The sequence below is a fragment of the Nocardia uniformis NBRC 13702 genome (genome assembly GCF_001613345.1).
Lineage (GTDB): Bacteria > Actinomycetota > Actinomycetes > Mycobacteriales > Mycobacteriaceae > Nocardia > Nocardia uniformis.
Genome location: NZ_BDCE01000017.1, coordinates 31,226 through 53,714 on the forward strand (window position 1 = coordinate 31,226; position 22,489 = coordinate 53,714).

The 22,489-nt window shown below is 66.9% G+C and carries 24 protein-coding genes and 2 pseudogenes; 15 read left to right on the forward strand and 11 right to left on the reverse strand.

Annotation, left to right across the window (positions count from 1 at the left end; translation table 11 throughout):
* Positions 1–40: 40 nt before the first annotated feature.
* A pseudogene (locus NU1_RS39995) lies at positions 41–292 on the forward strand (CorA family divalent cation transporter); the annotation flags it as partial.
* A 12-nt stretch (positions 293–304) separates the two neighbouring features.
* On the opposite strand, the gene NU1_RS04385 reads toward NU1_RS39995, so the two are convergent.
* Complete coding sequence (locus NU1_RS04385) at positions 305–589, reverse strand: putative antibiotic biosynthesis monooxygenase (protein ID WP_067517645.1); 285 nt, start codon at positions 587–589, stop codon at positions 305–307.
* Positions 590–719: 130 nt separating this feature from the next.
* On the opposite strand from NU1_RS04385, the gene NU1_RS04390 reads away from it, so the two are divergent.
* Positions 720–1,712, forward strand: coding sequence for an endonuclease/exonuclease/phosphatase family protein (locus tag NU1_RS04390; RefSeq protein ID WP_084520976.1), 993 nt, complete (start codon positions 720–722; stop codon positions 1,710–1,712).
* A gap of 490 nt (positions 1,713–2,202) precedes the next feature.
* Here the strand turns inward: NU1_RS04390 and NU1_RS04395 are convergent, their stop codons facing one another.
* Together NU1_RS04395 and NU1_RS04400 are read right to left on the reverse strand one after the other, a co-directional pair.
* Positions 2,203–3,414 (reverse strand): glycosyltransferase, encoded by a 1,212-nt coding sequence (locus NU1_RS04395; protein ID WP_067517647.1) that lies wholly within the window; start codon positions 3,412–3,414, stop codon positions 2,203–2,205.
* Positions 3,415–3,624: 210 nt separating this feature from the next.
* On the reverse strand, positions 3,625–4,320 hold the full coding sequence (locus NU1_RS04400; protein WP_067517649.1) for an LmeA family phospholipid-binding protein: 696 nt from the start codon (positions 4,318–4,320) through the stop codon (positions 3,625–3,627).
* A gap of 293 nt (positions 4,321–4,613) precedes the next feature.
* Here NU1_RS04400 and NU1_RS04405 point away from each other — a divergent pair, with 293 nt between their 5' ends.
* A complete protein-coding gene (locus NU1_RS04405) occupies positions 4,614–5,006 on the forward strand; it encodes a DUF6342 family protein (RefSeq protein ID WP_212761323.1) in 393 nt (130 codons plus the stop codon).
* A 180-nt stretch (positions 5,007–5,186) separates the two neighbouring features.
* Here NU1_RS04405 and NU1_RS04410 read toward each other — a convergent pair whose 3' ends face one another.
* The 3 genes from NU1_RS04410 to NU1_RS04420 are packed head-to-tail and all read right to left on the reverse strand — an operon-like array spanning position 5,187 to position 7,251.
* Positions 5,187–5,762, reverse strand: coding sequence for a suppressor of fused domain protein (locus NU1_RS04410; protein WP_067517653.1), 576 nt, complete (start codon positions 5,760–5,762; stop codon positions 5,187–5,189).
* Between the two features lie 3 nt (positions 5,763–5,765).
* Positions 5,766–6,263, reverse strand: coding sequence for a YflT domain-containing protein (locus NU1_RS04415; protein WP_067517655.1), 498 nt, complete (start codon positions 6,261–6,263; stop codon positions 5,766–5,768).
* Positions 6,264–6,315: 52 nt separating this feature from the next.
* Positions 6,316–7,251 carry an HpcH/HpaI aldolase/citrate lyase family protein gene (locus NU1_RS04420; protein WP_067517657.1) on the reverse strand — a complete coding sequence of 312 codons (936 nt, stop codon included), beginning with the start codon at positions 7,249–7,251 and terminating at the stop codon, positions 6,316–6,318.
* A 145-nt stretch (positions 7,252–7,396) separates the two neighbouring features.
* Between NU1_RS04420 and NU1_RS04425 the strand changes: the two genes are divergently transcribed.
* From NU1_RS04425 to NU1_RS04460, 9 genes and pseudogenes are all read left to right on the forward strand, one after another.
* Entirely contained in the window at positions 7,397–8,728 is a 1,332-nt protein-coding gene (locus NU1_RS04425) for a magnesium transporter MgtE N-terminal domain-containing protein (RefSeq protein ID WP_067517659.1), read from the forward strand.
* A complete protein-coding gene (locus NU1_RS04430; protein WP_067517661.1) occupies positions 8,725–9,309 on the forward strand; it encodes a DUF1003 domain-containing protein in 585 nt (194 codons plus the stop codon). Before NU1_RS04425 ends, NU1_RS04430 begins: the two co-directional genes overlap by 4 nt.
* A gap of 136 nt (positions 9,310–9,445) precedes the next feature.
* A complete protein-coding gene (locus tag NU1_RS04435) occupies positions 9,446–10,837 on the forward strand; it encodes a lytic transglycosylase domain-containing protein (protein WP_245719942.1) in 1,392 nt (463 codons plus the stop codon).
* 117 nt (positions 10,838–10,954) lie between these two features.
* Positions 10,955–11,824: a lytic transglycosylase domain-containing protein gene (locus NU1_RS04440; protein ID WP_067517788.1), complete on the forward strand. Its 870-nt coding sequence runs from the start codon at positions 10,955–10,957 to the stop codon at positions 11,822–11,824.
* 20 nt (positions 11,825–11,844) lie between these two features.
* Positions 11,845–12,981 (forward strand): Mrp/NBP35 family ATP-binding protein, encoded by a 1,137-nt coding sequence (locus NU1_RS04445; protein ID WP_067517663.1) that lies wholly within the window; start codon positions 11,845–11,847, stop codon positions 12,979–12,981.
* A 266-nt stretch (positions 12,982–13,247) separates the two neighbouring features.
* Positions 13,248–13,517: pseudogene (locus NU1_RS04450) on the forward strand (DivIVA domain-containing protein); the annotation flags it as partial.
* Between the two features lie 563 nt (positions 13,518–14,080).
* Positions 14,081–14,647, forward strand: a complete 567-nt coding sequence (locus NU1_RS04455; protein ID WP_067517665.1) for a DNA-3-methyladenine glycosylase I — start codon at positions 14,081–14,083, stop codon at positions 14,645–14,647.
* Between the two features lie 174 nt (positions 14,648–14,821).
* Positions 14,822–14,989, forward strand: coding sequence for a DUF3117 domain-containing protein (locus tag NU1_RS40000; RefSeq protein ID WP_011211259.1), 168 nt, complete (start codon positions 14,822–14,824; stop codon positions 14,987–14,989).
* 15 nt (positions 14,990–15,004) lie between these two features.
* Positions 15,005–16,039 (forward strand): putative RNA methyltransferase, encoded by a 1,035-nt coding sequence (locus tag NU1_RS04460; RefSeq protein ID WP_371859763.1) that lies wholly within the window; start codon positions 15,005–15,007, stop codon positions 16,037–16,039.
* A gap of 3 nt (positions 16,040–16,042) precedes the next feature.
* Here NU1_RS04460 and NU1_RS41125 read toward each other — a convergent pair whose 3' ends face one another.
* Positions 16,043–16,183, reverse strand: coding sequence for a hypothetical protein (locus NU1_RS41125; RefSeq protein WP_157551983.1), 141 nt, complete (start codon positions 16,181–16,183; stop codon positions 16,043–16,045).
* Positions 16,184–16,301: 118 nt separating this feature from the next.
* On the opposite strand from NU1_RS41125, the gene NU1_RS04465 reads away from it, so the two are divergent.
* Positions 16,302–16,811: a nitroreductase family deazaflavin-dependent oxidoreductase gene (locus NU1_RS04465; RefSeq protein WP_067517791.1), complete on the forward strand. Its 510-nt coding sequence runs from the start codon at positions 16,302–16,304 to the stop codon at positions 16,809–16,811.
* A gap of 4 nt (positions 16,812–16,815) precedes the next feature.
* Here NU1_RS04465 and glgA read toward each other — a convergent pair whose 3' ends face one another.
* Positions 16,816–17,973 (reverse strand): glycogen synthase, encoded by a 1,158-nt coding sequence (gene glgA / locus NU1_RS04470; protein WP_067517793.1) that lies wholly within the window; start codon positions 17,971–17,973, stop codon positions 16,816–16,818.
* Between the two features lie 119 nt (positions 17,974–18,092).
* On the opposite strand from glgA, the gene glgC reads away from it, so the two are divergent.
* Both glgC and NU1_RS04480 read left to right on the forward strand, forming a co-directional pair.
* Positions 18,093–19,307, forward strand: a complete 1,215-nt coding sequence (gene glgC / locus NU1_RS04475; protein ID WP_067517795.1) for a glucose-1-phosphate adenylyltransferase — start codon at positions 18,093–18,095, stop codon at positions 19,305–19,307.
* 37 nt (positions 19,308–19,344) lie between these two features.
* Positions 19,345–20,544, forward strand: coding sequence for a DUF7373 family lipoprotein (locus NU1_RS04480; RefSeq protein WP_067517667.1), 1,200 nt, complete (start codon positions 19,345–19,347; stop codon positions 20,542–20,544).
* A gap of 222 nt (positions 20,545–20,766) precedes the next feature.
* Here NU1_RS04480 and NU1_RS04485 read toward each other — a convergent pair whose 3' ends face one another.
* The 3 genes from NU1_RS04485 to NU1_RS04495 form a co-directional block, all read right to left on the reverse strand.
* Positions 20,767–21,255, reverse strand: a complete 489-nt coding sequence (locus NU1_RS04485) for a hypothetical protein (protein WP_067517669.1) — start codon at positions 21,253–21,255, stop codon at positions 20,767–20,769.
* 71 nt (positions 21,256–21,326) lie between these two features.
* The gene (locus NU1_RS04490) at positions 21,327–21,554 is read right to left on the reverse strand and encodes a hypothetical protein (protein WP_245719943.1); all 228 of its coding nucleotides are present in this window, start codon (positions 21,552–21,554) and stop codon (positions 21,327–21,329) included.
* Positions 21,555–21,736: 182 nt separating this feature from the next.
* Complete coding sequence (locus NU1_RS04495; RefSeq protein ID WP_067517673.1) at positions 21,737–22,468, reverse strand: hypothetical protein; 732 nt, start codon at positions 22,466–22,468, stop codon at positions 21,737–21,739.
* Positions 22,469–22,489 lie beyond the last annotated feature (21 nt).

The following is a 22,489-nucleotide window of genomic DNA, read 5'->3' on the forward strand; positions in this document are numbered from 1 at the left end:
GGGGGGATGCGCGGTGAGCGCGCCGGGTCGACACCGCCCGAATGAACAACTCAGCGCCCTCATCAATGCGGCGCTGGCGAAGGTGAGCGTGCAGCAGAACACCGATATGCGCAAGATCTCCGCCTGGGCGGCCATGGCGGCGGCACGACCATGATCGCCGGCATCTACGGCATGAACTTCGACCACATGCCGGAACTGGGGTGGATATTGGGCCTACCCCCTGGTGTGGCTCATCATCGTGTCCGTCTGCGGTGCGCTGTTCGTCAACTTCCGCCGCCGCAAGTGGCTGTAGGCCACTCCCGAGCTAGCGCGCCAGCCATCCGGCGCAGAGCTTCGTGAGCCGGGGCATGATCACCCACACCATGGCACCGACCGCGACGGGCAGAATGCAGGCCAGCCGAAGCGGCGTCGGCAGGGATTCGAGCAGGGGCGCGGTGAGCATTACCAGGACGGTGAGCATCGGGTAGAGGCCGATCAGGGTGAGTAGCCAGATCTTCCACTTCGCCGGATGGGCAGCGGTATTCGCGGTCGACCCGGCGCCGCTGTGGTTCGCGGTGCTGTTCGCCGAGCTCCGCTGAGTCGATGACATCGACGTTCCTTTCGTCTGTTTGCGCGTACACAGGGACGACGATGCGGGAGGCGCAGGTGTGACATCACCGCGAGATTCCCGCTCATCCGGTCGAGTAGGGTGATCGGCGAAACGGGGCGGGAGACTCACAATGATCAATGACCTGGTGCGGGACCAGCAGGTTGCCGAGGAAATCACCCGGCCGCGCCGAGGCCTACTCGGCTGGCTGCTGCTCGTATCCGGGTGGCTGCTGCTGCTCGCGGGCGCGATCGGCGTTGGGCTGCACTACAACTCGTGGGTGTGGGAGCCGGCCATCCTGGTGACGTCGTTCGCCTCGTATCTGATGGTGGGCACACTGATCGCGATCGTGCTGCTCGGCCTGGCACGCCAATGGGTGAGTACGGCACTGGCGGTGGCGGTTTCGGCCACCGCGCTGTGGACACAGGCGCCGATGCTGTGGCCGGACGGCACCGCGCCCGCGGGCACGGATCTCGTTGTGATGCAGTCGAATCTATTTCTCGGGCACGGCTCCCCCGAAGGGTTGGTAGACGCGGCGCGCGACAGTGGCGCCGAGGTACTGACCCTCGACGAACTGACGCCGGGACTGCTGGACAGGCTCGACGCGGCCGGCCTCGCCGACCTCCTGCCACACCGCTATGCCGCCCCATCCGGCGGCGGCCAGGGCTCCGGCATCTTCAGCAGGTACCCGCTTCGGGACGGCATCAAGTTCGAAGGCTTCTGGCTGAACAACTTGCGCGCCACCATGATCCACCCCGGCCTCGGCCCGATCACCGTCTTCGCGCTGCACCCCATCCCGCCCCTGTCCAACGCCGAAGTCTGGACCCGTGAGCTGGGCCGCATCCGCGAACTACTCGACGCCGAATCCGGCCGGGTGGTAGTCGGCGGGGACTTCAACGCCACCTACGACCACACCGCCTACCGAAACCTGGTCAGCGGCCGCTACGCCGACTCCACCGAACTCCTCGGCGTCGGCGCGATGCCGACCTGGCCGACCGACCGCTTCTGGGGACCGGTAATCGGCATCGACCGAATCCTGGTAGCGGGCGGCCACGCCACCGCCGTGCACTCGCTACCCATCACCGGCACCGACCACCGCGCCGTAGTCGCACACCTGCGCCTCTGAGCGGGCGGCCGCCCGGCGCTGATTCGTCACCGACCCCGAAATGAACAGTGTGGTGCGACAGCAGCTCTGGCGGAATCAGAGGCGCAACCGACACCGACCACCGGGTTCATCGTTACTGGGAGCTGACACGGCGGCTTCTCGGAACTCGGATCACTGTGGGACCCACCCATAACTGGGTGTACGACGCACTGGCCCAGTCCGTTGCCGCTACCGATCCACCGGTGGCCCAACAGCGTTCACTGCCAGCGGTCCACCGACACTGAACCGGCGTCGGTCCGCGTGATGTTCGCCTGCTGACAGACCGGCAGCGGCAAATCCGGTCCAACCGTGCACAATTCACTCGAATCAACCCGGCGTCCCCACGTACTTCGGCCGGGATCCACTGCTGGGGGGCGTGGATTCCGGCCAAAAGCATGCCGGAATGACGAAGGCGGTCGGGCGATATCGCGATGCCAACCTCGGTAGGCGAACTTTCCCGTGGTTACCGGGCCTATCCTCGCTCGGAGAGCAGCAGTTTCGCGGCCACCATTGCCCCGTCGGTGCGGATCATGCCGGCCACGGTCTTGGCTTGGGTTCGAGTCTCGGGGGCCAGAGCCGTGGTGAGCGCGGCGGACAGCGAGTCGACGGTCGGGGTCGGCCCCTCATGTCCTGCGCCTATGCCCAATTCGGCCACTCGCCCGGCCCAGTACGGCTGATCCGCGATCTGGGGAACCACCACCTGGGGCGCACCGGCGCGCGCCGCCGTCGTCGTGGTGCCTGCGCCGCCGTGGTGCACGACGGCGGCCACCCGACCGAACAGTGCCTGCTGGTTGACCTCCCCGACTGCGAAGCAGTCGGCGGCGTCGTCGATCAGGTCCAGTTCGGCCCAGCCGCGGGCGAGGAGGACCCGGTGGCCCTGCGCGCGAACCGCCTCGATGGCCACCCGGGCAATGTCCTTCGGGAGATACGAGGCAATGCTGCCGAAGCCCACGTACACCGGGGGCGCACCGGCATCCAGGAACGCCGCCAACCCGTCGGGGAGCGGACGGTCGTCGCGCAGGATCCACGCCCCGGTCCGGACCAGTTCGAGGTCCGTCAGGCCCTCCGACGGGCACAGGATCGGGTCCGCTGCCAGCCACGGCCGGTCGGTGAAGACGTAGTCGCGGACATTGTCCACCGGCGGCAGGCCGATCGCCGCCCGATGGCGGTTCAGCGCCGCGCCGTACAGGGCGTTCACCCGCTGAGCGTCCTGCTCCCACAGCACCCGATTATCGGTCTCATCCTGCGGAGACTGCTTGCCGGGCCGCGCCCCCGGCCGAAAATGCCGCGACGGCAGTCCGAAAATCTGGAGACACGCGTACACGTACCGAATGCCCAGCTTCTCGGCCACATCCCGAGCCCCGGCCGGCATCAGCCCGGTCGCCACCAGCGCGTCACACCCTTCGGCGGCTGCGGTGAGCACCTCGAACCGGGCGGCGACCAGCTCGGCGGCAAGCCGGAACGCATCGTCGGCCGTCGGCGGCTTCGACCCGGCGACCACCGAGCGCACCGTCGGGCCGAGCGGCACCAGCGGCACGCCGACCCGTCCCAGCAGCGCCACGAAATCCTCATCCGGCGGCGCACACACCAGCACCTCCGCACCGAGCCCGCGCAACGCCACCGCGAGCGCCACCACCGGCTCGACATCCCCACGCGATCCCATAGTCGTCAACAGCACACGCACTGTACGGCCCCCATTTCTGCAGGTTACGGCTTTGAACCGTCGATTCTGCAGCACACCCCGGGTCTTGCCGCAAGCCCCCGGTCCCGCTATAAATTGAAGGGGGCAAGAACTGAGATCCTTCCTCGAGACCCCAGCCGGAACCCGTCACGAGCATCGCCGCCGAGATCGGCAATACCTCCGGCAATCAGCAATTCCGGATTTTCAACTGCTTCACGGCAGGTCGGAGAAGCGCACGTCGTGGGCTACGGCGGTGACATGGAGGCCATCGGCACCCGGCTCGATGGCCGTCAGCTGTGCGCCCAGCGGCAGCCGCTGTAGCGGCACGATAAAGGTGAGGGATTGGCGCAGCACGGCCAGGGAAATCGTGGGTCCCCCGGCCGCGGACTGGACCGAAACCGGAGTGACCTCTATGCCGTCCTCGGTCGGTGTGACGGTGACGACGACCGTCGCGGGTACCGGAATGCCCTCCACCAGGAATGTCCCGGCTACGCGCAACCCGTCCGGGCTATCGGACATCGACTCCACTCCGGACGGAGCGAAGTCCCGCACGGTCTCGTAGGGAACCACGGCCGTCGCCGTCGCAGTGGCCGCAACCAGGTTCGAAGTGCGGCTTTGGAGTAGGTCCGCCAGCGGCGCGGATACGTCGGTCAGCGTGACATCGAGGTCGCGGACGGATATGCCCTCGCCTGTCCAGTCACCGACTTGGATGCCGATGTCGTGATACTTGCCGTCGACGGCCTGGGTCAGAAATGGAAAGCCGCCGATAACGACGCGCGGTTGATGTGGGAGGTCGTAATCGGCGGCGATCTTGCGGCCGATCTCGTTCTGCGCCACCACGACAGCGACCCGGTCGCCGACGACCAGCGCGATCCCCAGCACCACGATCAATGTCAACAATGCGCGCATGCGCTCACCTGCTCGGCCATCCCACCATCATGCTGCGGATCATGGCCGACCGGTGCTCTCGACGCACCACCCGTTCGTGGAGGGCGCGTCTCCTCCCGGTTCGCCCGCCCGGCGTCAGGAACCGATTTCGCCCGCTGGCCGGTTTTCCCGAATCCCGCATGTCCAGGTACGGCAAGTCCTACAATTAGCTTCCGGCCCAACGGAATTCGATCTTTCGTCAGGAGAGACCCTCCACCTCCCCGGGTCTTGATCACACTCGTGGACCGATTCGACACCGTTATCACGGACCGGATATGCCAGGCATCGGCCTCGGCATCCGTGAATCAGAGACGCTTCACTCGCACTCGAAGGCTGCATGCCATCTCGAAGAAGGAAGTGACGTCATCATGCCAGACATCGATCTCGGTCTCGCCACCGATTGGAACGAAGGCGATACGCACGGGCGGGTCAAGTTGCGGCAGAACCAGGTGTACCCGACCTCGCCGAAGAAAGATGTCCTGATCAGCTCGCCGGTCAGCATCGAACTGTGCGTGAACACCAACTACAGCACATCACAGGAAGCCGACAAGATCTTCTTCACCACTCATCACGGCTCACAGAAGAAGATCATCGCCGTCCTCGATTCAGAGGGGAATCTCGCAATCGCGGGGCGGGTAATGGAACAGCAATCCCTGAAGTACCACTGACAGGTCGCCCGTCGGCGGCGTGCTACGCACCATCACCGCAGACGGGCACTCCCGGCGCGCAGCACCGGTGTCTCGCGAAATACCAACGGCCCGAGATCATCTCGGGCCGTTGACCGCCGAGCGGACCCGAAACCGCGACGACCGTATCGCAGCTATCCGCGCGATGGACGACCGCGGGATTCAGAGGTTCACGGCTCCGCGTTCCGGGTCGCGCACATCGATACCCGCCTCGGCCCACGCTTCCCGCAGCGCCGCCGCACCGCGAATTCGCACCCATGCCGCCTCGGTGGCCGTCAACGGTGTGACAGCCAAGAAGCGCACGGGCTCAGCGGGTTCCGGCAGCTTCACATCGGGGATATCGCTCTCACCGAGTAGCACCGCCGTGAACGGCGCGTTGTGCCACAACGGCTCTCCCAGGTCCAGCAGCGCATCCGCTTGCAGCACAACACCTTCCACGGCAGGTGTCGCAACCAGTACGCCGAGGGTGCGGGGCAGTCCGGAGCTCGCGCCCGCATTGCCGCGCAGGGTGAGCACCAGTTCCGCGCGCGGGCCCTGCTCCGGATCGGCGAGCATGGCGGTGGGATCGGTCATGGGGTGGCGGGAGCCGCCCAACGTCACGTAGTGCACCAGATCGGCGACCGGGATACGCAGGATCTGGATCGGCTCGAGACCCAGGAAGGTCACCGAGGCCGAATCGGCCTGCCGCACACCGAAATGTCCGAGCACCCCGGCCCGGACCGTATCCGAAACATCCATTCGCTAGATCGCCAGCCTCGCCAGCATGTCCCGCGCCTGCTCGGCCGCCTTGGGCTCGCACAGCACGTCATAGCGTCCGGCCACCAGTTGCATGGTGGAGGCGAAGTCGCGTTGGCCGCGGGTCGCGGCATAGGGGATCACCGCGGAGATGAGCCCGAAGATCAGACCGCCGATCAGGCCGACCACCAGCGGACCCACCACGCTGCCGCCGGTGGTGAACAGGCTCAGCAGCAGGCCGACGAACAGGCCCAGCCAGGCGCCCGAAACCATACCGCCGCCAATGACCTTCCCCCAGGTCAAACGGTAGAGCACGCGCTCGACCTGCATGAGATCGACGCCAACAATGGTCACGTTCTCCACCGGGAATTGGCTATCAGCCAAATAGTCCACGGCCTTCTGTGCCTCGGCGTAGGTTGGGTAGGACCCGACCGGCCAGCCCGACGGGGGCGTCGGCAGGCCTTGCCGGGCACGGTTGTTCGGTGTGCCCATGGGATTGCTCATAGGTCCATCATGCTATTTCTGCTCGTCGGACGCTGTCATGCCGGGCCGCAGTTCACTGAGAATGCTTGGTTCCGGTCATTCCGGCCGCGCGTCCTTTATCGGCGATGACCTGCGCCATTTTCGCGCTGGCCTCATCGATCATCTCGTCACCCAGCATGACCGCGCCGCGCGCTCCACCGTCGGCGGAGGTATGGAAGGCGTAGGCCTCCAGGATTTCTTCGGCCTTGTCGTAGTCGGCCTGGCGCGGACTGAAGATCTCATTGCCCGCCGCGATCTGATCCGGATGCAGCACCCACTTACCGTCGAAACCCAGCGCCGCGGTGCGGGCGGCATTGCGCCGGAAGCCCTCGATATCGCGAACCGCCAGGTAGGGGCCGTCGATGGCCTGCAATCCGTGCGCGCGGGCGGCGAGCAGGATGGTCATGTAGATGTGGTGGTAGGCGTCGCCGGGCTCGTAGCCCTCCGGCTGCTCCCCCACCACCAGCGTCCGCATATTGATACTCGCCATGAAATCGGCCGGGCCGAAAACCAGGGTCTGCACCCGCGGGCTCGCGGTGGCGATCTCGTCGATATTGCGCAGCCCCAAGGCATTCTCGATCTGCGGTTCGATACCGATCTTGCCGAGTTCGAGCCCGTTCGACCTCTCCAGCTGGGTCAGCAGCAGATCCAGCGCCCGCACCTGTCCGGCATCGGTGACCTTCGGCAGCAGGATGGCGTCGAGATGATCGCCCGCGCCGTCGACCACCGCGATCACATCGGCGTAGGTCCATTCGGTGGTCCAGTCATTGACCCGCACCACTCGGATCTGCTTACCCCAGCCGCCGGAGTTCAAGGCCGCCACGATATTCGCGCGCGCCGCCGCCTTGGCCGCCGGCGCGACCGCATCCTCGAGATCCAGGAACACTTCATCGGCGGCCAACCCCTTGGCCTTTTCGATCATGCGCTGGTTGCTGCCGGGTACGGCGAGGACCGAACGGCGTGATGTCATCAGTGTCACTCCTGTATCTGTCGAGCCTGATCGGGGACCCTACGTGGTGACGCGAGCCGGCTCCTGCGGGCCCTGACCGATCGGCCGGCCACGTTCGCGCTGTGGCGCGACAAATCGGGCGGTCGGACCCTCTAGCCTTTCAGGCATGGCAGCGACGAAGGTATTCGCCGCCCGGCTCGCGGGCCTGGTGGTTTTGGGACCGGATGGAGAGTCCATCGGCCGGATCCGCGACCTTGTGATGTCCGTCCGCTACGACCTGCAGCAGCCCCGCGTGCTCGGTCTGCTCCTCGAACTGCCAACCCGCAGGCGAATTTTCGTGCCGATGCTGCGGGTGACCTCGATCGAACCCGGTGCGGTGACGCTCAATACCGGCTCCATCAGTGTGCGCCGATTCGAGCAACGGCCCGGCGAGATGCTCGCGATCGCGCAGATCATCGACTCGACCGTGCAGGTGCACGATCCGGAGCTACCGGAGCTCGAGGGGACCGATGTCGTGGTGACCGATCTCGGGTTGGAACAGACCCGCACCCGGGACTGGCTGATAGCCAGGGTGGCGGTGCGCGAACGCCGCCGATTCGGGTCCGCCTTCCGGCGCCGCGGCGCGGTCCACGTGGTCTCCTGGTCGAATGTGCGCGGTTTGACTCAGACGGAGCTCAACCTGCCCGGCCAGGATGTCACGCTGCTGCTGGAGCAATTCGAGGGCATGCGGGCGGCAGACGTCGCGCATCTGCTGCGCGATCTGCCGGAGAAGCGCCGCATCGACGTGGTGCGCGCCCTCGACGACGAGCGACTCGCCGACGTGGTGCAGGAGCTCCCGGAGAACGATCAGATGCAACTCCTCGAGCAGCTGGGTACCGAGCGCGCCGCCGACCTACTGGAGGCCATGGATCCCGACGATGCCGCCGACCTGCTGGGTGAACTTCCCAGGGGTGAGGCGGAATCGCTACTGGCACTGATGCATCCGGAAGAGTCCGAGCCGGTGCGCCGACTGCTCGAACACGCCCCCTACACCGCCGGCGGTCTCATGACACCGTCGCCGGTCATTCTCAACGCGTCCACCACCGTCGCCGAGGCCCTGGCCCGGGTCCGCGATCCGGATCTCACTCCGGCGCTGGCCTCGATGGTCTTCGTGGTGCGCCCGCCGACATCCACCCCCACCGGCCGCTATCTGGGCTGTGTACATATTCAGCAACTACTGCGCGAACCACCGGCACACCTGGTCGGTGCCTTCGTGGACACCGATCTGACCCCGCTGCGCCCCGACGCCTCACTGACCGCGGTAACCCGCTACTTCGCCACCTACAACCTGGTGTGCGGAGCGGTGGTCGATTCCGAGAACCACCTGCTCGGCGCGGTATCGGTGGACGACCTGCTCGATCACCTGCTGCCCGAGGATTGGCGCGAACAGGACGTGCACGAGGACGCTGGCCTGGCCGGACCCGTTGGCGCGCAACAGCATCCAGGAGGAAGTCGATGACCGAGCTGAGCGCACGCCAGCGCTTGGAGACCCCTGCCGAGTCGAAGTTCCGATTCGACTGGGACGCGGAGGCCCTGGCCCGTTCCAGCGAACGAGTAGCCCGATTCCTGGGTACCGGCCGCTATCTGGCGATCCAGACCGCCCTCGTGGTCGTGTGGATTCTGATAAATGTCTTCGCGGTCACCCTGCGCTGGGATCCGTACCCGTTCATCCTGCTCAACCTGGCCTTCTCCACCCAGGCCGCCTATGCCGCGCCGCTCATCCTGCTGGCGCAGAACCGGCAGGACAATCGCGACCGGGTATCACTCGACGAGGACCGCACCCGCGCCGCGCAGACCAAGGCCGATACGGAATTCCTCGCCCGCGAACTCGCCGCGCTGCGCCTGGCCATCGGCGAAGTCGCGACGCGCGATTATCTGCGTCGCGAACTCGAGGACATCAAGGACGCGCTCACCCTGCTGACCGAGGAATCTCCAGGTGAAGCGGGCAAAACCGACCGTCCTGGCGAACGCAAAAAGAAGAAGGGTACCGAGCGAAAGAGGTCCGAGGTCGCGGTTTCATCGCAAAAAGATGGCGAATGACGGCACAACTTGTACACAACAAGCTTACGGATGGGTAACCTGGATCACGTTGTTCCGAGCGACCGACCCAGACACCTTCCACTGAGTGAGGTATCACCGCAGTACCGGTCGCTCACCAACTGTTGAGGGGATTCGTGTGGTGCAGAAACGTATATCAGCTCCGGTAACAGCATCGGCGCTCATTGTGGCGGGGTTGGTCACCGCCGGATCCGCCACCAATACCACCGCCCACACCGCCGCGCCGCAGGCTCCCGATGCCATGCTGGCCGCCCGGGCCGTCGACAACGCGTCCGTGGCGACCGCCGCCGAGCCCGCCGCGGAAAACCTCGTCGGCCTGATCCCCGCGGCCCCCGAAGCGCCTCGCAAGCTGCGCGCCATGGCCCCGCCCACCGACGGCATCTTCTCCGGGACCGTGCCGCTGCAGGACATCGCCCTGCCCGGCGGCACCGGAGCGCTCGGCATTCCGGAGGTCGTGCTCGCCGCGTACCGCAATGCCGAACTGGCCCTGGAATCGTCGATGCCGGGCTGTGGCGTGTCCTGGAATCTCCTCGCCGGTATCGGACGCGTCGAATCACTGCACGCCAGTGGCGGCCGCACCGATGCCGCGGGCACCACCAGCACCCCGATCTTCGGTCCCGCACTCGACGGGACCCTGCCGGGTAACGAGATCATCAAAGCCGCCGACGGCGGTTATGTCCGGGCGCTGGGCCCAATGCAGTTCCTCCCGGGCACCTGGTCGCTCTACGCCGCCGACGGCAATGGCGACGGCGTCTCCGATCCGCACAATGTCTTCGACGCCGCGCTGGCGGCCGGAAAGTACCTGTGCTCGGGCGGTATGGACCTGCGCGATCAGCAACAGCAGCTGCGCGCGGTACTGCGCTACAACAACTCCATGTCCTACGCGGCCAATGTGCTCAGCTGGGCGCACGCCTACAAGACCGGTGGCGCACCCACCCAGGTGAACCTGTCCGATCTCGTCCCGGCGGGTTCGCTGCCGACGGCGACCGCACCGGATATGTCATTGGCCAACAGCACGATCGCGCCGAGCACCACCACCGAGGAAGCGCCGCCTACCACCACGGTCGCGCCGCAGACGCCCACCGAGGTCATGATCACCATCCCGGGTCTGCCACCGATTCCGTGTGGCATTTTCTGCCCGGCGCCCGTGGCACCGGTGAATCCCTGTGAGCAGCCGGCGGTTCCGGCTCCCATGCCCAATCCGGCCGAGGCAGGCAAACCGGAGGAAGCGGTCGAGCCGGAGCAGACCAACCAGCAGTTCGGTCCGGACGGCCAGCCGGTGCAGCAGCCGGCCGACACCTGCACCGAGCCGGAAGCGGCACAGGCCCCGGCTCCGCAGCCCGACCAGCCCCAGAGCCCGGTGCGGCCAACGGAACCCGCTCCGGCCGAACCAGCCGCACCCGAGCCGGCCCCCGCGCCCGCCCCGGAAGCACCACCGGCACCGGCGATTACGCTGCCGTTCGGCATCACGATTCCCTTGCCTCCGCCCGCGCCTGCCCCGGCCCCCTGAGGGGAAACCGAAAAAAGGATCACGAAGGAGTAACAAACAGGTCTCGAATACGGTAACGTCGATGCCATTGCAGCACCGAGGGGCACACCCCGCAAAGCAATGGAGGGCCACCGCACCGTGGGACGTCACCGCAAACCGCCGACCATCAATCTCCGTCGGCAGTCTGTTATCGCACTCACCGGTCTCGTACCCGCGGGACTCGCCACAGTTGCCGGAGCAGCCGACGGCAGCCTGGCCGATAAGATGACATCAGCTGTCCAGCAACGCTTTTCGGAAGCAGCAGCCGAAGATCACCTACCCAGACCGGAGGCGGCCGCCGCACCGGTCGCCGCCCCGGAAACACTGCGTGAGGCAAAGCAGGCCGCCCCACCGCCACCGCCGCAGGTGCGCACGGTCCCTCAGCCGGAGGGTCGCGCGATCGCGTCCGCCCCGGCCGGGACGCTGGGTATGCCCGGTATCGCGGAGATCGCCTACCGGAACGCGGAACGCGTTCTGGCAGCGGAGAATCCGGTCTGCGGAATGTCGTGGGCCATGCTCGCCGGTATCGGCCGGGTGGAGTCCACCCACGTCTTCGGCGGTAAGGCCGATGACAACGGCAATCCGCTCAGCCCGGTCTACGGCCCGGTGCTCAATGGAAGCCTGTACGGCAACAACGTGATTCACGATTCCGACGGCGGCGAACTCGACGGCATCCAGGGCTACGACCGCGCCGTCGGACCCATGCAGTTCCTGCCGGAGACCTGGAAGCGCTACGCCGCCGACGGCAATGGCGACGGGATCGCCGATCCGCAGAACCTCTTCGACGCCACCCTCACCGCGGGTAAGTACCTGTGCTCGGGCGGACTCGATATGCGCGATCCGGCCCAGGAGACCCGCGCGATCCTGCGCTACAACAACTCCATGGCCTACGTCGCGAACGTCATGGCCTGGGAGGTTGCCTACCGCAACGGCGTCGCACCGCAGCCCGCCCAGCTGCCCCGCATCTAGTACCTCCTAGACTCGACCACATGCCAGTGGTAACGGAATCGGATGTGCGGGGCGCGCTCGCGAAGGTGAACGACCCGGAGATCCGGAAGCCGATCACCGAACTCGGCATGGTGAAGAGCGTCGAGGTCGGCGACGACGGCAGTGTCCAGGTCGTGATCTACCTGACGACATCGGCCTGCCCGATGAAGGGTGCGATCACCGAGCGCGTGACGAAGGCCGTCAACGATGTCCCCGGCGTCGGCGCGATCGACGTGACCCTGGACGTCATGGACGACGAACAGCGCACCGAACTGCGCAAGAAGCTGCGCGGCGACAATGCCGAACCGGTCATCCCGTTCGCGCAGCCCGGTTCGCTGACCCGCGTGTACGCGGTCGCCTCCGGTAAAGGCGGCGTCGGAAAGTCCAGTGTCACCGTGAATCTCGCGGCCGCCATGGCCGCGCGCGGACTGTCCGTCGGCGTCCTCGACGCCGATATCTACGGCCACTCGGTGCCGCGCATGCTGGGCACCGACCAGCGGCCCACCCAGGTCGAGCGGATGATCATGCCGCCGCAGGCGCACGATGTGAAGGTCATCTCGATCTCCATGTTCACCAAGGGCAATACCCCCGTGGTGTGGCGCGGCCCGATGCTGCACCGCGCACTGCAGCAGTTCCTCGCCGACGTGTTCTGGGGCGACCTGGATGTACTGCTGCTGGACCTGCCGCCCGGTACCGGCGATGTGGCCATCTCCCTCGCGCAGCTCATCCCCAATGCCGAGATCCTGGTGGTCACCACCCCCCAGCTCGCCGCCGCCGAGGTGGCCGAGCGCGCCGGTTCCATCGCCCTGCAAACCCGGCAGCGCATCGCCGGTGTTATCGAGAACATGTCCTGGCTGGACCTGCCCGACGGCTCCCGCATGGAGCTCTACGGCTCCGGCGGCGGCCAGACCGTGGCGGAGAACCTCACCCGCGCCATCGGCGCGAATGTACCGCTGCTGGGCCAGATCCCGCTCGAGCAGAAGCTGCGCGAATCCGGCGACGAAGGTACCCCCATCGTGCTGAGCGATCCGGAAAGCTCCTCGGCCAAGGCCCTACTGGAGATCTCCGAAAAGCTCGCCGTCCGCCGCCGCGGCCTCGCGGGCATGTCACTGAATATCGACACCACCCGCCACCTGTAATTCACGCTGCCGACAACCTCGGCCCTGGCATCATCGGGTGTATGTCAACGATCAGGGTGCGTTTGATCTGCAAACGAGACAACTGATTTCGCGAGAATCGGGGTAACTCGTGGGGTACGCCAGAACAGGTAGCGGCACCCGACCGCCGGGCGCCGACGCAATTGTGGGTGCATCCCAAGTCGTGCGCTGAATACGCGGAGAGGCGGGCAAGCATTCCGCCGGGGCGACGGCGGCCCGGTCGTCGCTCGGCCCCTAAGCTCGAACCCATGCTCACGCTGCTTCTGTACGTGCTGATCGTCGGTCTGGTGGCCGCACTGCTGTTCTTGATCGCCAGCGCGGTATTCGGCCGCTCGGAGGAGCTGGGACCGCTGCCCGAGGGCACCACCGCCACCGTGCTGCCGATAGAGGGCATCAGCGGCGGTGACGTGCGTTCGCTGCGCTTCCAACAGGTCCTGCGCGGGTACAAGGCCGGTGAGGTCGACTGGGCCCTCGCCCGCCTGGCCGCCCGGATCGACGAGCTCGAACGGCAGCTGTCCCAGGCCGGCGTCACCATTACCGCGACCCACGGCAATGGCGTCGCCGCGCGCGCCGCCACCGCGACCCCGCACGGCGAGTACGCCAATGGCACCGGCAGCCACCACCCCACGCCGTACGTGCCCGCCGGGGCGACCGGCTACGCATGGTCCGGCCAGGCCGTTCCCGCGGCCGCCGCCAACTCGGCCGTCCCACCGCAGCACCCGGCATCGAGCGGCCAGGCCATCCCCGTGGCCGCACAGGCGTATCCACCCGGCACCAACTCCGGCAGCCCGGCCGAATCGTCGGTGCGGGCGGCACCGCCCGCGGCCGGTGCGGCACCCGCCGGGCAGGGAGTCCCGGCCGAATGGTTCGCATACGGCTCGACGCCCGCGACCGCCACCACACTCGGCCAGGACGTTCCCGCGACGCCGACCACACAGCCCGCCGCGGCCGCGCCCCAGGGGCAGACCGCCCCCGCCGCGACGGATGCGTCCGGAGGCGAGATCCCCGCACCGGCCACACCGGGCGTCGTCCCAGACGTCTCCACCCCGTCGTCCGGGGCGCAGCCGGAGTCGGACGAGCGGTGACCGCGATCGACCTGCCCGATGACGGTCGGGTTCGATGTGGCTGGTCGGTGTCCTCGCAGCTGTACCGGGACTATCACGACCGGGAATGGGGTCGCCCGGTGCACGGGGATGACGCCCTGTTCGAGCGGATGTGTCTCGAGGCGTTCCAGTCGGGGCTGTCGTGGATCACGATTCTGCGGAAGCGGCCCGCCTTCCGGGAGGCGTTCGAGGGGTTCGTCATCGAGCGAGTGGCGGAATTCGGGGACGGTCGGGTGGAGCGATTGCTGGACAATCAGGGCATAGTTCGCAATCGGGCGAAAATCGAGGCTTGCATCACCAATGCGCGGGTTGCCCGCGAACTCGATATCGGCCTCGACGAACTGCTGTGGTCCTTCGCACCCCCGCCGCGCAGACGTCCCGCAACCTTGGCCGATGTGCCCGCCATCACACCCGAATCCACCGCTCTCGCAAAAGAACTGAAGCGGCGCGGGTTCCGTTTCGTAGGCCCCACAACGGCGTACGCACTCATGCAGGCAACCGGAATGGTCGATGATCATGTGACCGATTGCTGGGTCCTTCCATAGCACCCGCGAAAGCCCCGGCGGTCGGTTTTTGGAACTCAGGTACCCGACCCGAACCGCGATAGGGAAGAATGGGTGCGGTGCGGCCCGCCACATACGCGTGGGCCGCCTGGTTGGCGACAACTGGAGATCCATGAAAGTGCGCAGCAGACCGCGCAGATCTGGAGGGAGCAGAGGATGGCGGCCATGAAGCCCCGCACCGGGGACGGTCCCCTCGAAGCAACCAAGGAAGGGCGTGGAATCGTCATGCGGGTTCCACTCGAGGGTGGCGGGCGTCTGGTCGTCGAACTCACGCCGGACGAAGCTGCGGCACTGGGTGACGAACTCAAGAGTGTCACGAGCTAGCAGCCCGACCTGCCGGTGAGCGCCATTGAACCGGTAGCTCGGCTCACCGGCACCACACGAGATACGGCGCTCACCGGTCCCGTCGCAGCCAGCCCGGGCCCGGCCGAGCGCCTCTTCGCGACCGCCGACCTACTCGCCTGCCCGGAATGCGGCCAGGACCTCACCGGCCGGGACCGTACGCTGCGCTGTTCCCGTGGGCACAGCTTCGACCTGGCCAAACAGGGCTACGTCAGTTTGCTCACCGGTGCGTCCACCAAAATGACCGGCGACACCCCGGCCATGCTCGACGCCCGCGCGGCCTTCCAGTCGGCGGGCCATTTCGCACCGATCGCGGCGGCTTTGGCGAGTGCGGCGGCCTCCGGTTCCACCCTGACGACCACGTCGGCGACACGGCTCGCATCGACGCTGCTGCCCAGTGCGCGGGCTGACCTCGCGCCCGGCGCACCGGCCGGGCACAACCTCGCGAGTCACCGCACCGGCCCCGCTGTGCTGGAAATCGGAGCCGGAACCGGCTACTACCTGGCCGCTGTCCTCGACGCCGTCCCCGAAGGACGCGGAATCGCGCTCGACGTCGCCAAACCGGCCGCGCGCCGCGCCGCGCGAGCACATGTGCGGGCCGGTTCGGTACTGGCCGACGCGTGGACCGGCCTACCGATTCGCGACGGCGTCCTCGACACCGTGTTCTCGGTCTTCGCGCCCCGCAATGCCGACGAGGTGGCCCGGGTACTCGCACCCGACGGCCGCTTCATCATCGTCACCCCGACCGAGCGGCATCTCGGCGAACTCATCGAGCCCCTGGATATGGTCCGGGTCGACGCGACCAAGGCGCGACGGCTCGCCGACTCACTCGCCGACCGCTTCGAATTGGTCGAGCGCGAACTGGTCGAGTTCTCGATGTCGCTGTCACACAACGACATCGCGAATGTCGTAGGGATGGGACCATCGGCTTTCCACGCTGACGCCCAACTCACTCCCCGAATCGCCGCCCTGCCGCCGACTGTCGTGGTGACCGCGTCGGTGACCGTCGCGATATACCGCCCGCGAGGCTAGCGCTCACCCCACGTCGACGATCGCGACGTGCGGGGCATAGTGCCGTACCGCCGCCGCGAGACGCTCGCGGTCGAGTTTCCAACCGCTGATCGGGCGACTCGCGGCCACCACCGTCGGCGGGACATGGGGAATCAGCAATGGCACCGCTTTGCGGTTCGGTGTGCCGCCGGTAGCGGCCTGATCTCATCCCAGTGTCCCGACGAAATCATGCCCCGACAGCCGATGTACGACTCTGCCGCCAATGTCGGTAGCGTTGCGCGGCATGAGTGCTCAGTTCCCGGATAGACGGTGGGGTCCGCAGACCGGTCTGCTGCGGCGGACGGCGAGTTCGTTCGCGGCGACGACATTGGGGTCGACGGTAATCCGGAAGCTCACACCGCTGGATCGTCGGCTGCTGGAGCGTACGGCGGGTAAGTACACGGTGCTGGGGCCGATCGGTGCGCCGGTGATCCTGTTGACCACCACCGGACGCAAGTCGGGGCAGCCACGCACCACACCGCTGCTGTACGTGCACGACGGCGATGTGCTGTACGTGATCGGCAGTAATTTCGGGCAGGCGACCCATCCGGCGTGGACGGGCAACCTACTGGCCGCACCGGAGGCCACGGTAACCATCGCCGGACAGCGGATTGCGGTGACAGCCGCGCGCGTCGAGGATCCGGCGAAGCAGGCGGAGGTTTTCGCTCGCTTCGAGGAGACCACGCAGGCCTACACCGCCTACAAGGACCGCACCGACCGCGATCTGCGCATCTTCGCGCTGCGGCGAGCGTAGCAACCTAGTTCTTGCGCACCTGATCGTAGATCCGCACCGTGCGCGCGGCGATCTGGTTCCAGTCGAATTCGGCTATGGCTCGGGCCCTTCCGGCCACACCCATGGCTTCGGCGGTGACCGGATCGCCCGCCACGGCATTGATCGCATCGGCGAGGGACGCTTCGTAGGCGGTGGTGTCGTCGGCGTCGTAGTGCACCAGTCGCCCGGTCACCCCCTCGGCGACCACCTCCGGAATACCGCCCACATCGGAGGCAACCACGGCGGTCCCGCAGGCCATGGCCTCCAGATTCACGATGCCCAGCGGCTCGTACACCGACGGGCATACGAAAACTGTTGCGGCGGAAAGAATCTGCCGCACCATCTCGGTGGGCAGCATTTCCCGCACCCAGAACACACTCCCGCGCCGACGGCTCAGCTCCGAAACCGCCGTCGCCACCTCGGCCTCCAGCCGCGGTGTATCGGCGGCCCCGGCGCACAGCACCAGTTGAATCGACGGATCCAGGTGCCGCGCCGCGGCCAGCAGATGCGCGACGCCCTTCTGATGGGTGATCCGCCCGACGAACGCCACAATCGGCCGGTCCCGATGCACACCCAATTCGGCCAGTACATCGCGCACCCCGTCACGCGGGCCGCCGGGATGCCACACCTGCGCGTCGATTCCGTTGTGCACCACATGCACTCGATCCGGGTTCAGCTCCGGATAGGCGTCCAGCACATCGGCCCGCATGCCGGAACTCACCGCGATGACGGCGTCGGCATAGGCCATGGCATTGCGCTCCGACCACGACGACAGCCGGTACCCGCCGCCCAATTGCTCGGCCTTCCACGGCCGCCGCGGTTCCAGCGAATGCGCCGTCAGCACATGCGGAATCCCGTAGAGTTCGGCCGCCAGGTGCCCGGCCAGCCCGGTGTACCAGGTATGGGAGTGCACGACGTCCGCCCCGCTCGCCGCATCCGCCATGCGCAGCTGCGCCGACATCATCTGCACCGCCGAGTTGGCCGCGTAGAGCATGGGATCGGGCTGATGCACGATGGCCTCGGTGCGGGCGACCCCCATGCAGTGCACGGTCACCTCGCACAGCTCCCGCAGTCGCGGCACCAACTGTGTGACATGCACGCCCGCCCCGCCATAGACCTCCGGCGGGTATTCGCGGGTCATCATGGCGAGCCGTAGTTCGCGCCCGGCCTCCGCGCCGTATTCCACTCGTTCAACCTAAACGTTCACCCGACCTCTGACCAACCAGACTGGCCTGGTAACGGAGAGCCGGTAGGTTGGGGATGGTGAGGAGCCAGCCGCACGTACTCGGGATCGTGCTCGCCGGTGGCGAGGGCAAGCGACTCTTTCCGCTCACCAAGGACCGCGCCAAGCCCGCGGTGCCGTTCGGCGGGGCCTATCGGCTCATCGATTTCGTGCTGTCGAATCTGGTGAACGCCGGATATCTGCGGATCTGTGTGCTCACCCAGTACAAATCGCATTCACTGGACCGGCATATCTCGCAAACCTGGCGACTATCCGGATTCGGCGGCGAGTACATCACCCCGGTACCCGCGCAGCAACGACTGGGCCCGCGCTGGTACACCGGCAGCGCCGACGCCATCATGCAGTCGCTGAACCTGATCTACGACGAGGATCCCGAATACATCGTGGTGTTCGGCGCGGACCACGTGTACCGGATGGATCCGGAGCAGATGGTGTCGCACCACATCGATTCCGGTGCGGGTGTGACGGTCGCGGGCATCCGGGTGCCGCGCAGTACGGCCAGCGCCTTCGGCTGTATCGATTCCGACGAGGCCGGCCGGATCACCCAGTTCCTGGAGAAGCCGGTCCATCCGCCGGGCACCCCGGACGATCCGAACTCCACCTTCGCCTCCATGGGCAATTACGTCTTCACCACCAAGGTGCTGGTCGACGCCATCCGCGCGGATGCCGACGACACCGATTCCGATCACGATATGGGCGGCGACATCATTCCCGGCCTGGTGCGCGCCGGACAGGCCGCCGTCTACGACTTCGCCCGCAACGATGTGCCCGGTGCGACCGAGCGCAGCCGCGGTTACTGGCGTGATGTCGGCACCCTGGACGCCTTCTACGACGCGCATATGGATCTGGTGTCGGTGGACCCGGTCTTCGATCTCTACAACAGGCACTGGCCGATTCGCGGTGCGGCCGAGAACCTGCCGCCGGCCAAATTCGGCCGCGGCGGGCTGGCGCAGGAGTCGATTGTCGGCGCGGGCAGCATTCTGTCGGCGGCCACGGTGCGCAATTCGGTGCTGTTCTCCAATGTGATGGTCTCCGACGGCGCGACGGTGGAGGGCAGTGTGCTCATGCCAGGTGTGCGAATCGGGCGCGGTGCGGTGGTGCGACACGCCATCCTGGATAAGAACGTGGTGGTCACCGAGGGCGAGATCATCGGCGTGGACCTGGATCGTGACCGTGACCGCTTCGCGGTGAGCAATGGCGGTGTAGTGACGGTCGGCAAAGGCATCTGGGTGTAACGACATTCGCGCCGGACGGGGCGCGGGAGGGAGCATCATGAGACGCGCCGTACGCGTGGCAACGGTAGCCGCCAGTCTGAGCCTGACCGCACTTGTGGCCGGATGTGGGGTGAACGGCACCGCGCTGCCGGGCGAGATCGACGTCCGCGCCCTGAATACCGGTGCGTACCCGATCGATCGCCACAGCTACGACCAGCGGGCCGACGGCGATGGTGCACTGCTGGAGGGCTTCCGAATGGCCGAGGCGGTGGTGCCGACGTCGGAGATCGACCCCTCACTGTCCATCGGCCGCGGTGGCATCGTGCTACCCGACCCCAGGACCGTGGTGAGTGTCAGCAATCTGTCGGGTGCGTCCCGGCCGGTGCTGGAGAATCGCGGATTCATTACCGGTTACGCCGCCAGTGGCTCCGATCTGCCCGATAAGGGCAATACCACCGATCCGGCCAGCACCGCGATCACCGTGCGCCTGCTGCGCTTCCCCGATGCCGATGCCGCCAAGCTCGCCGCCCGCGAGCTCGAGGACGCCGATTTCAATGTGGCTCTCGATCAGAACAAGAAGCTGACCATCGCCGAATATCCGGATGCCTTCGCGCACTGGCGGCCCGGCGTGCCGAGTATCGGAATGACCATGCCACGCAAGGAATTCGTTATCTCGGTATTCGCCTCACGCCCCAGGGCCGATGAGAAGGATCTGGTGAGCTGGGCGAAGAAGACCCTGGACGCCGAGGTGCCGGTGGTGGATGCCTTCCAGCCCACACCCGCCGACAAACTGGATGAGCTGCCGGTCGATCCGGATGGCCTGCTCGCCCGCACCCTGGTCGACGATCGCGATAATCGCACCCCGGATCCGGATACCTTCGCGGTCTACGGCCCCAATTCCCTGGTGCTCGTCGCCGCCGATCAGGCCAAGCGACAGCAGTTGATCGACGAGGTCGGTATGGACGCCATGTCTACGGGCGACGACAATTTCCTCTTCCGCGTTCGCGATGCCGACGGCGGGGCGAAGCTGGTCAACGGCCTGATCGACGCCCTCGGCGAGCGCTGGGTGAGCAGTCCGGCCCCGGAGAATGTGCCCGGCACCAAATGCGCGCGCCTCAACCGCGCGGGCGACGCCGACAACGCGTACCGCTGCTATGTGGTCTACAAACGCTATGTGGGCCTGGTGAACGCCGATTCCGAAAGGGAGGCGCAGCTGAAGGCCTCGGCCCAGTACGCGCTACTCGCCAACAGCCTGTAGAGCTGAGGCGAAACCCGTCATCCCGGCGCGACCCCTCACCACGCCCACCACCACCCCGACGCGACCCACCACCACGCACCCCGTCATCCCGGCGTGCTTTTGGCCGGGATCCACACTCTGCGATACAGGAGCTGACGCGATGGATTCCGGCCAAAAGCATGCCGGAATGACGGAGCAGCACGCCGGAATGACGGGGCCGCACGCCGATACGACGGGGCGGTACTAGAAACGCGCTGTGTCGGTGTCGAATACGCGCCACGCGGCGGGCCTGGCACCCGTGTGCCGGGCGCTGTGCTCGTCCCCGGTGCACTCGGCGCAGTCGGATTCGGCTGCGCCATCGAGGTTTCCGGCGCGCGCATGGCCGGTCAGCGGGCGGCTCACCGCCTTTCCGCCGCGCCGTCCGCGACCACCGCGCGGCTCTCTGCCGTTGGTCGATCGCACACTGTCGTCCCGGAATTCGTAGTCCCGGAATCCGAAGGGCTGCAATAGCGCCCGTAGAAAGGCCACACCGTCGGCGGGCAGCACCGTGCGCCCCTCACCGAGAATGTCGACACCCTGGTGGTACCAGACCCGCGCGACCAGGCCCTCGACCGGATCGACCGCCCGGAAGGTGGCGCGCCCGTCGGCGGTGAGTCGGAATTCCGCAATGCGCCGCCATATTTCGCCTTCCCGGAAGTACAACCCCACCACGCCCGGTATCCGCGCGACCATGACAACCCCATCCGTCGATCTCGAGAATGGAGTAGCCGCTACAGCCGCCCGATAATCCTCTCGAGGTCGATTCAGCGTTGCGGGACGGGCGCGTGCACGGGTTCGGTACAGAACGGGGCGCACGAACCCGGTGACGGTGTCGGCGAGTAGCCGCCCTGCTGATCCTCGAACCGTGCCCCACTGACCAGCAGCAGCACCGCGAGCGCCACGAAAACCACGCCTCCGAACAGGATCAACGCGGGCCACAGCCAACCCGACGGCAGATGTGCTCCGAGTACCAGTCCTCCGTACATTGCCATTGCCGCACCTCCTCATCTACATAGATTCCCCACTCCCCGTGTACCACCGCTGAGCTCGGGAAACCAGGGTCGGTGGTCGGTTCACGCGGGTTCGCGCGCACCGCCAGCGCGAGATCAATTGGGGCGCACGCTATTCCGATCACGCCGCAGCGGTGGTGCGAATCGTCCCCGCACCAGCCGACTCAGGGTTCCTCGGTCATCCCCTGGAAGGCCGCGATGCCCCGCTCGGCCACCGCGTCGGGCTCCCCACGTCCGCGACGGCTACCCGCATAGGCCCATTCCCGGACCGCCGCCACCGGGCGCGGCAGCAACTCCACCTCCGGCGGCAGATTGCGCACCGGGTCGAAGAATCCGGGAGCGGCCTGTTCACCGATCTCCGGTTCGGCAATGGTGATCTCGGCCAGGGTGCGCGTAGCCCCGCCGCGCGTACGTGCCTGCAGGATGAAGCCGATCCGATGCCCCTTCAGATACGCGGACAGTGCCGCCAAGGACGGTGTTTCCGGCTGCCCCGCATCGGGTTCGGCGAATATCCACTCCGCCGGTCCGCCCTCGAACCGGTAGGCCATCAGACTGCCGTACCGCGCACTCTCCCAGCCCTGCGCGGGTTGGAGCAGGAATCGGCTCCACGGTCCGGTGCCGGTGGTGGCCAGTGCCAGATCCCACGGCCGGTTGCGCCGGTCGAGTACCCGTACCGCCAATCCGAGTACATCGGGGACCCCTGCGGGCAGCCCGATTCCCTTCGAAACCCGCGCCAGCACAGGCCGATCCGCACTTCCGAGCAATTGCTTGTATCCACCGTCGACGGCGTACAGCGCACCCGTCAACGACATCCCGGTCGGATGGAATACGCGGTTGCGGCGCACCCACGCCCCCGCTGCGAAGATCTCGCCCACCACACGGTCGGGAATAGCCATAATCCGCACCTCTTCGTTCAG

What these genes read in the sequence shown, in the direction of transcription:
- NU1_RS04420 (WP_067517657.1), bottom strand. Translation starts at nt 7,251, where the DNA reads ATGACATCACGCCGTTCGGTCCTCGCCGTACCCGGCAGCAACCAGCGC.
- NU1_RS04415 (WP_067517655.1), bottom strand. Translation starts at nt 6,263, where the DNA reads ATGAGCAATCCCATGGGCACACCGAACAACCGTGCCCGGCAAGGCCTG.
- NU1_RS04400 (WP_067517649.1), bottom strand. Translation starts at nt 4,320, where the DNA reads ATGCGCGCATTGTTGACATTGATCGTGGTGCTGGGGATCGCGCTGGTC.
- glgA (WP_067517793.1), bottom strand. Translation starts at nt 17,973, where the DNA reads ATGATGACCCGCGAATACCCGCCGGAGGTCTATGGCGGGGCGGGCGTG.
- NU1_RS04495 (WP_067517673.1), bottom strand. Translation starts at nt 22,468, where the DNA reads ATGGCTATTCCCGACCGTGTGGTGGGCGAGATCTTCGCAGCGGGGGCG.
- NU1_RS04485 (WP_067517669.1), bottom strand. Translation starts at nt 21,255, where the DNA reads ATGGTCGCGCGGATACCGGGCGTGGTGGGGTTGTACTTCCGGGAAGGC.
- NU1_RS04425 (WP_067517659.1), top strand. Translation starts at nt 7,397, where the DNA reads ATGGCAGCGACGAAGGTATTCGCCGCCCGGCTCGCGGGCCTGGTGGTT.
- NU1_RS04410 (WP_067517653.1), bottom strand. Translation starts at nt 5,762, where the DNA reads ATGGATGTTTCGGATACGGTCCGGGCCGGGGTGCTCGGACATTTCGGT.
- NU1_RS40000 (WP_011211259.1), top strand. Translation starts at nt 14,822, where the DNA reads ATGGCGGCCATGAAGCCCCGCACCGGGGACGGTCCCCTCGAAGCAACC.
- NU1_RS04430 (WP_067517661.1), top strand. Translation starts at nt 8,725, where the DNA reads ATGACCGAGCTGAGCGCACGCCAGCGCTTGGAGACCCCTGCCGAGTCG.
- NU1_RS04385 (WP_067517645.1), bottom strand. Translation starts at nt 589, where the DNA reads ATGTCATCGACTCAGCGGAGCTCGGCGAACAGCACCGCGAACCACAGC.
- NU1_RS04480 (WP_067517667.1), top strand. Translation starts at nt 19,345, where the DNA reads ATGAGACGCGCCGTACGCGTGGCAACGGTAGCCGCCAGTCTGAGCCTG.
- NU1_RS04445 (WP_067517663.1), top strand. Translation starts at nt 11,845, where the DNA reads ATGCCAGTGGTAACGGAATCGGATGTGCGGGGCGCGCTCGCGAAGGTG.
- NU1_RS04405 (WP_212761323.1), top strand. Translation starts at nt 4,614, where the DNA reads ATGCCAGGCATCGGCCTCGGCATCCGTGAATCAGAGACGCTTCACTCG.
- NU1_RS04465 (WP_067517791.1), top strand. Translation starts at nt 16,302, where the DNA reads ATGAGTGCTCAGTTCCCGGATAGACGGTGGGGTCCGCAGACCGGTCTG.
- NU1_RS04490 (WP_245719943.1), bottom strand. Translation starts at nt 21,554, where the DNA reads ATGGCAATGTACGGAGGACTGGTACTCGGAGCACATCTGCCGTCGGGT.
- NU1_RS04390 (WP_084520976.1), top strand. Translation starts at nt 720, where the DNA reads ATGATCAATGACCTGGTGCGGGACCAGCAGGTTGCCGAGGAAATCACC.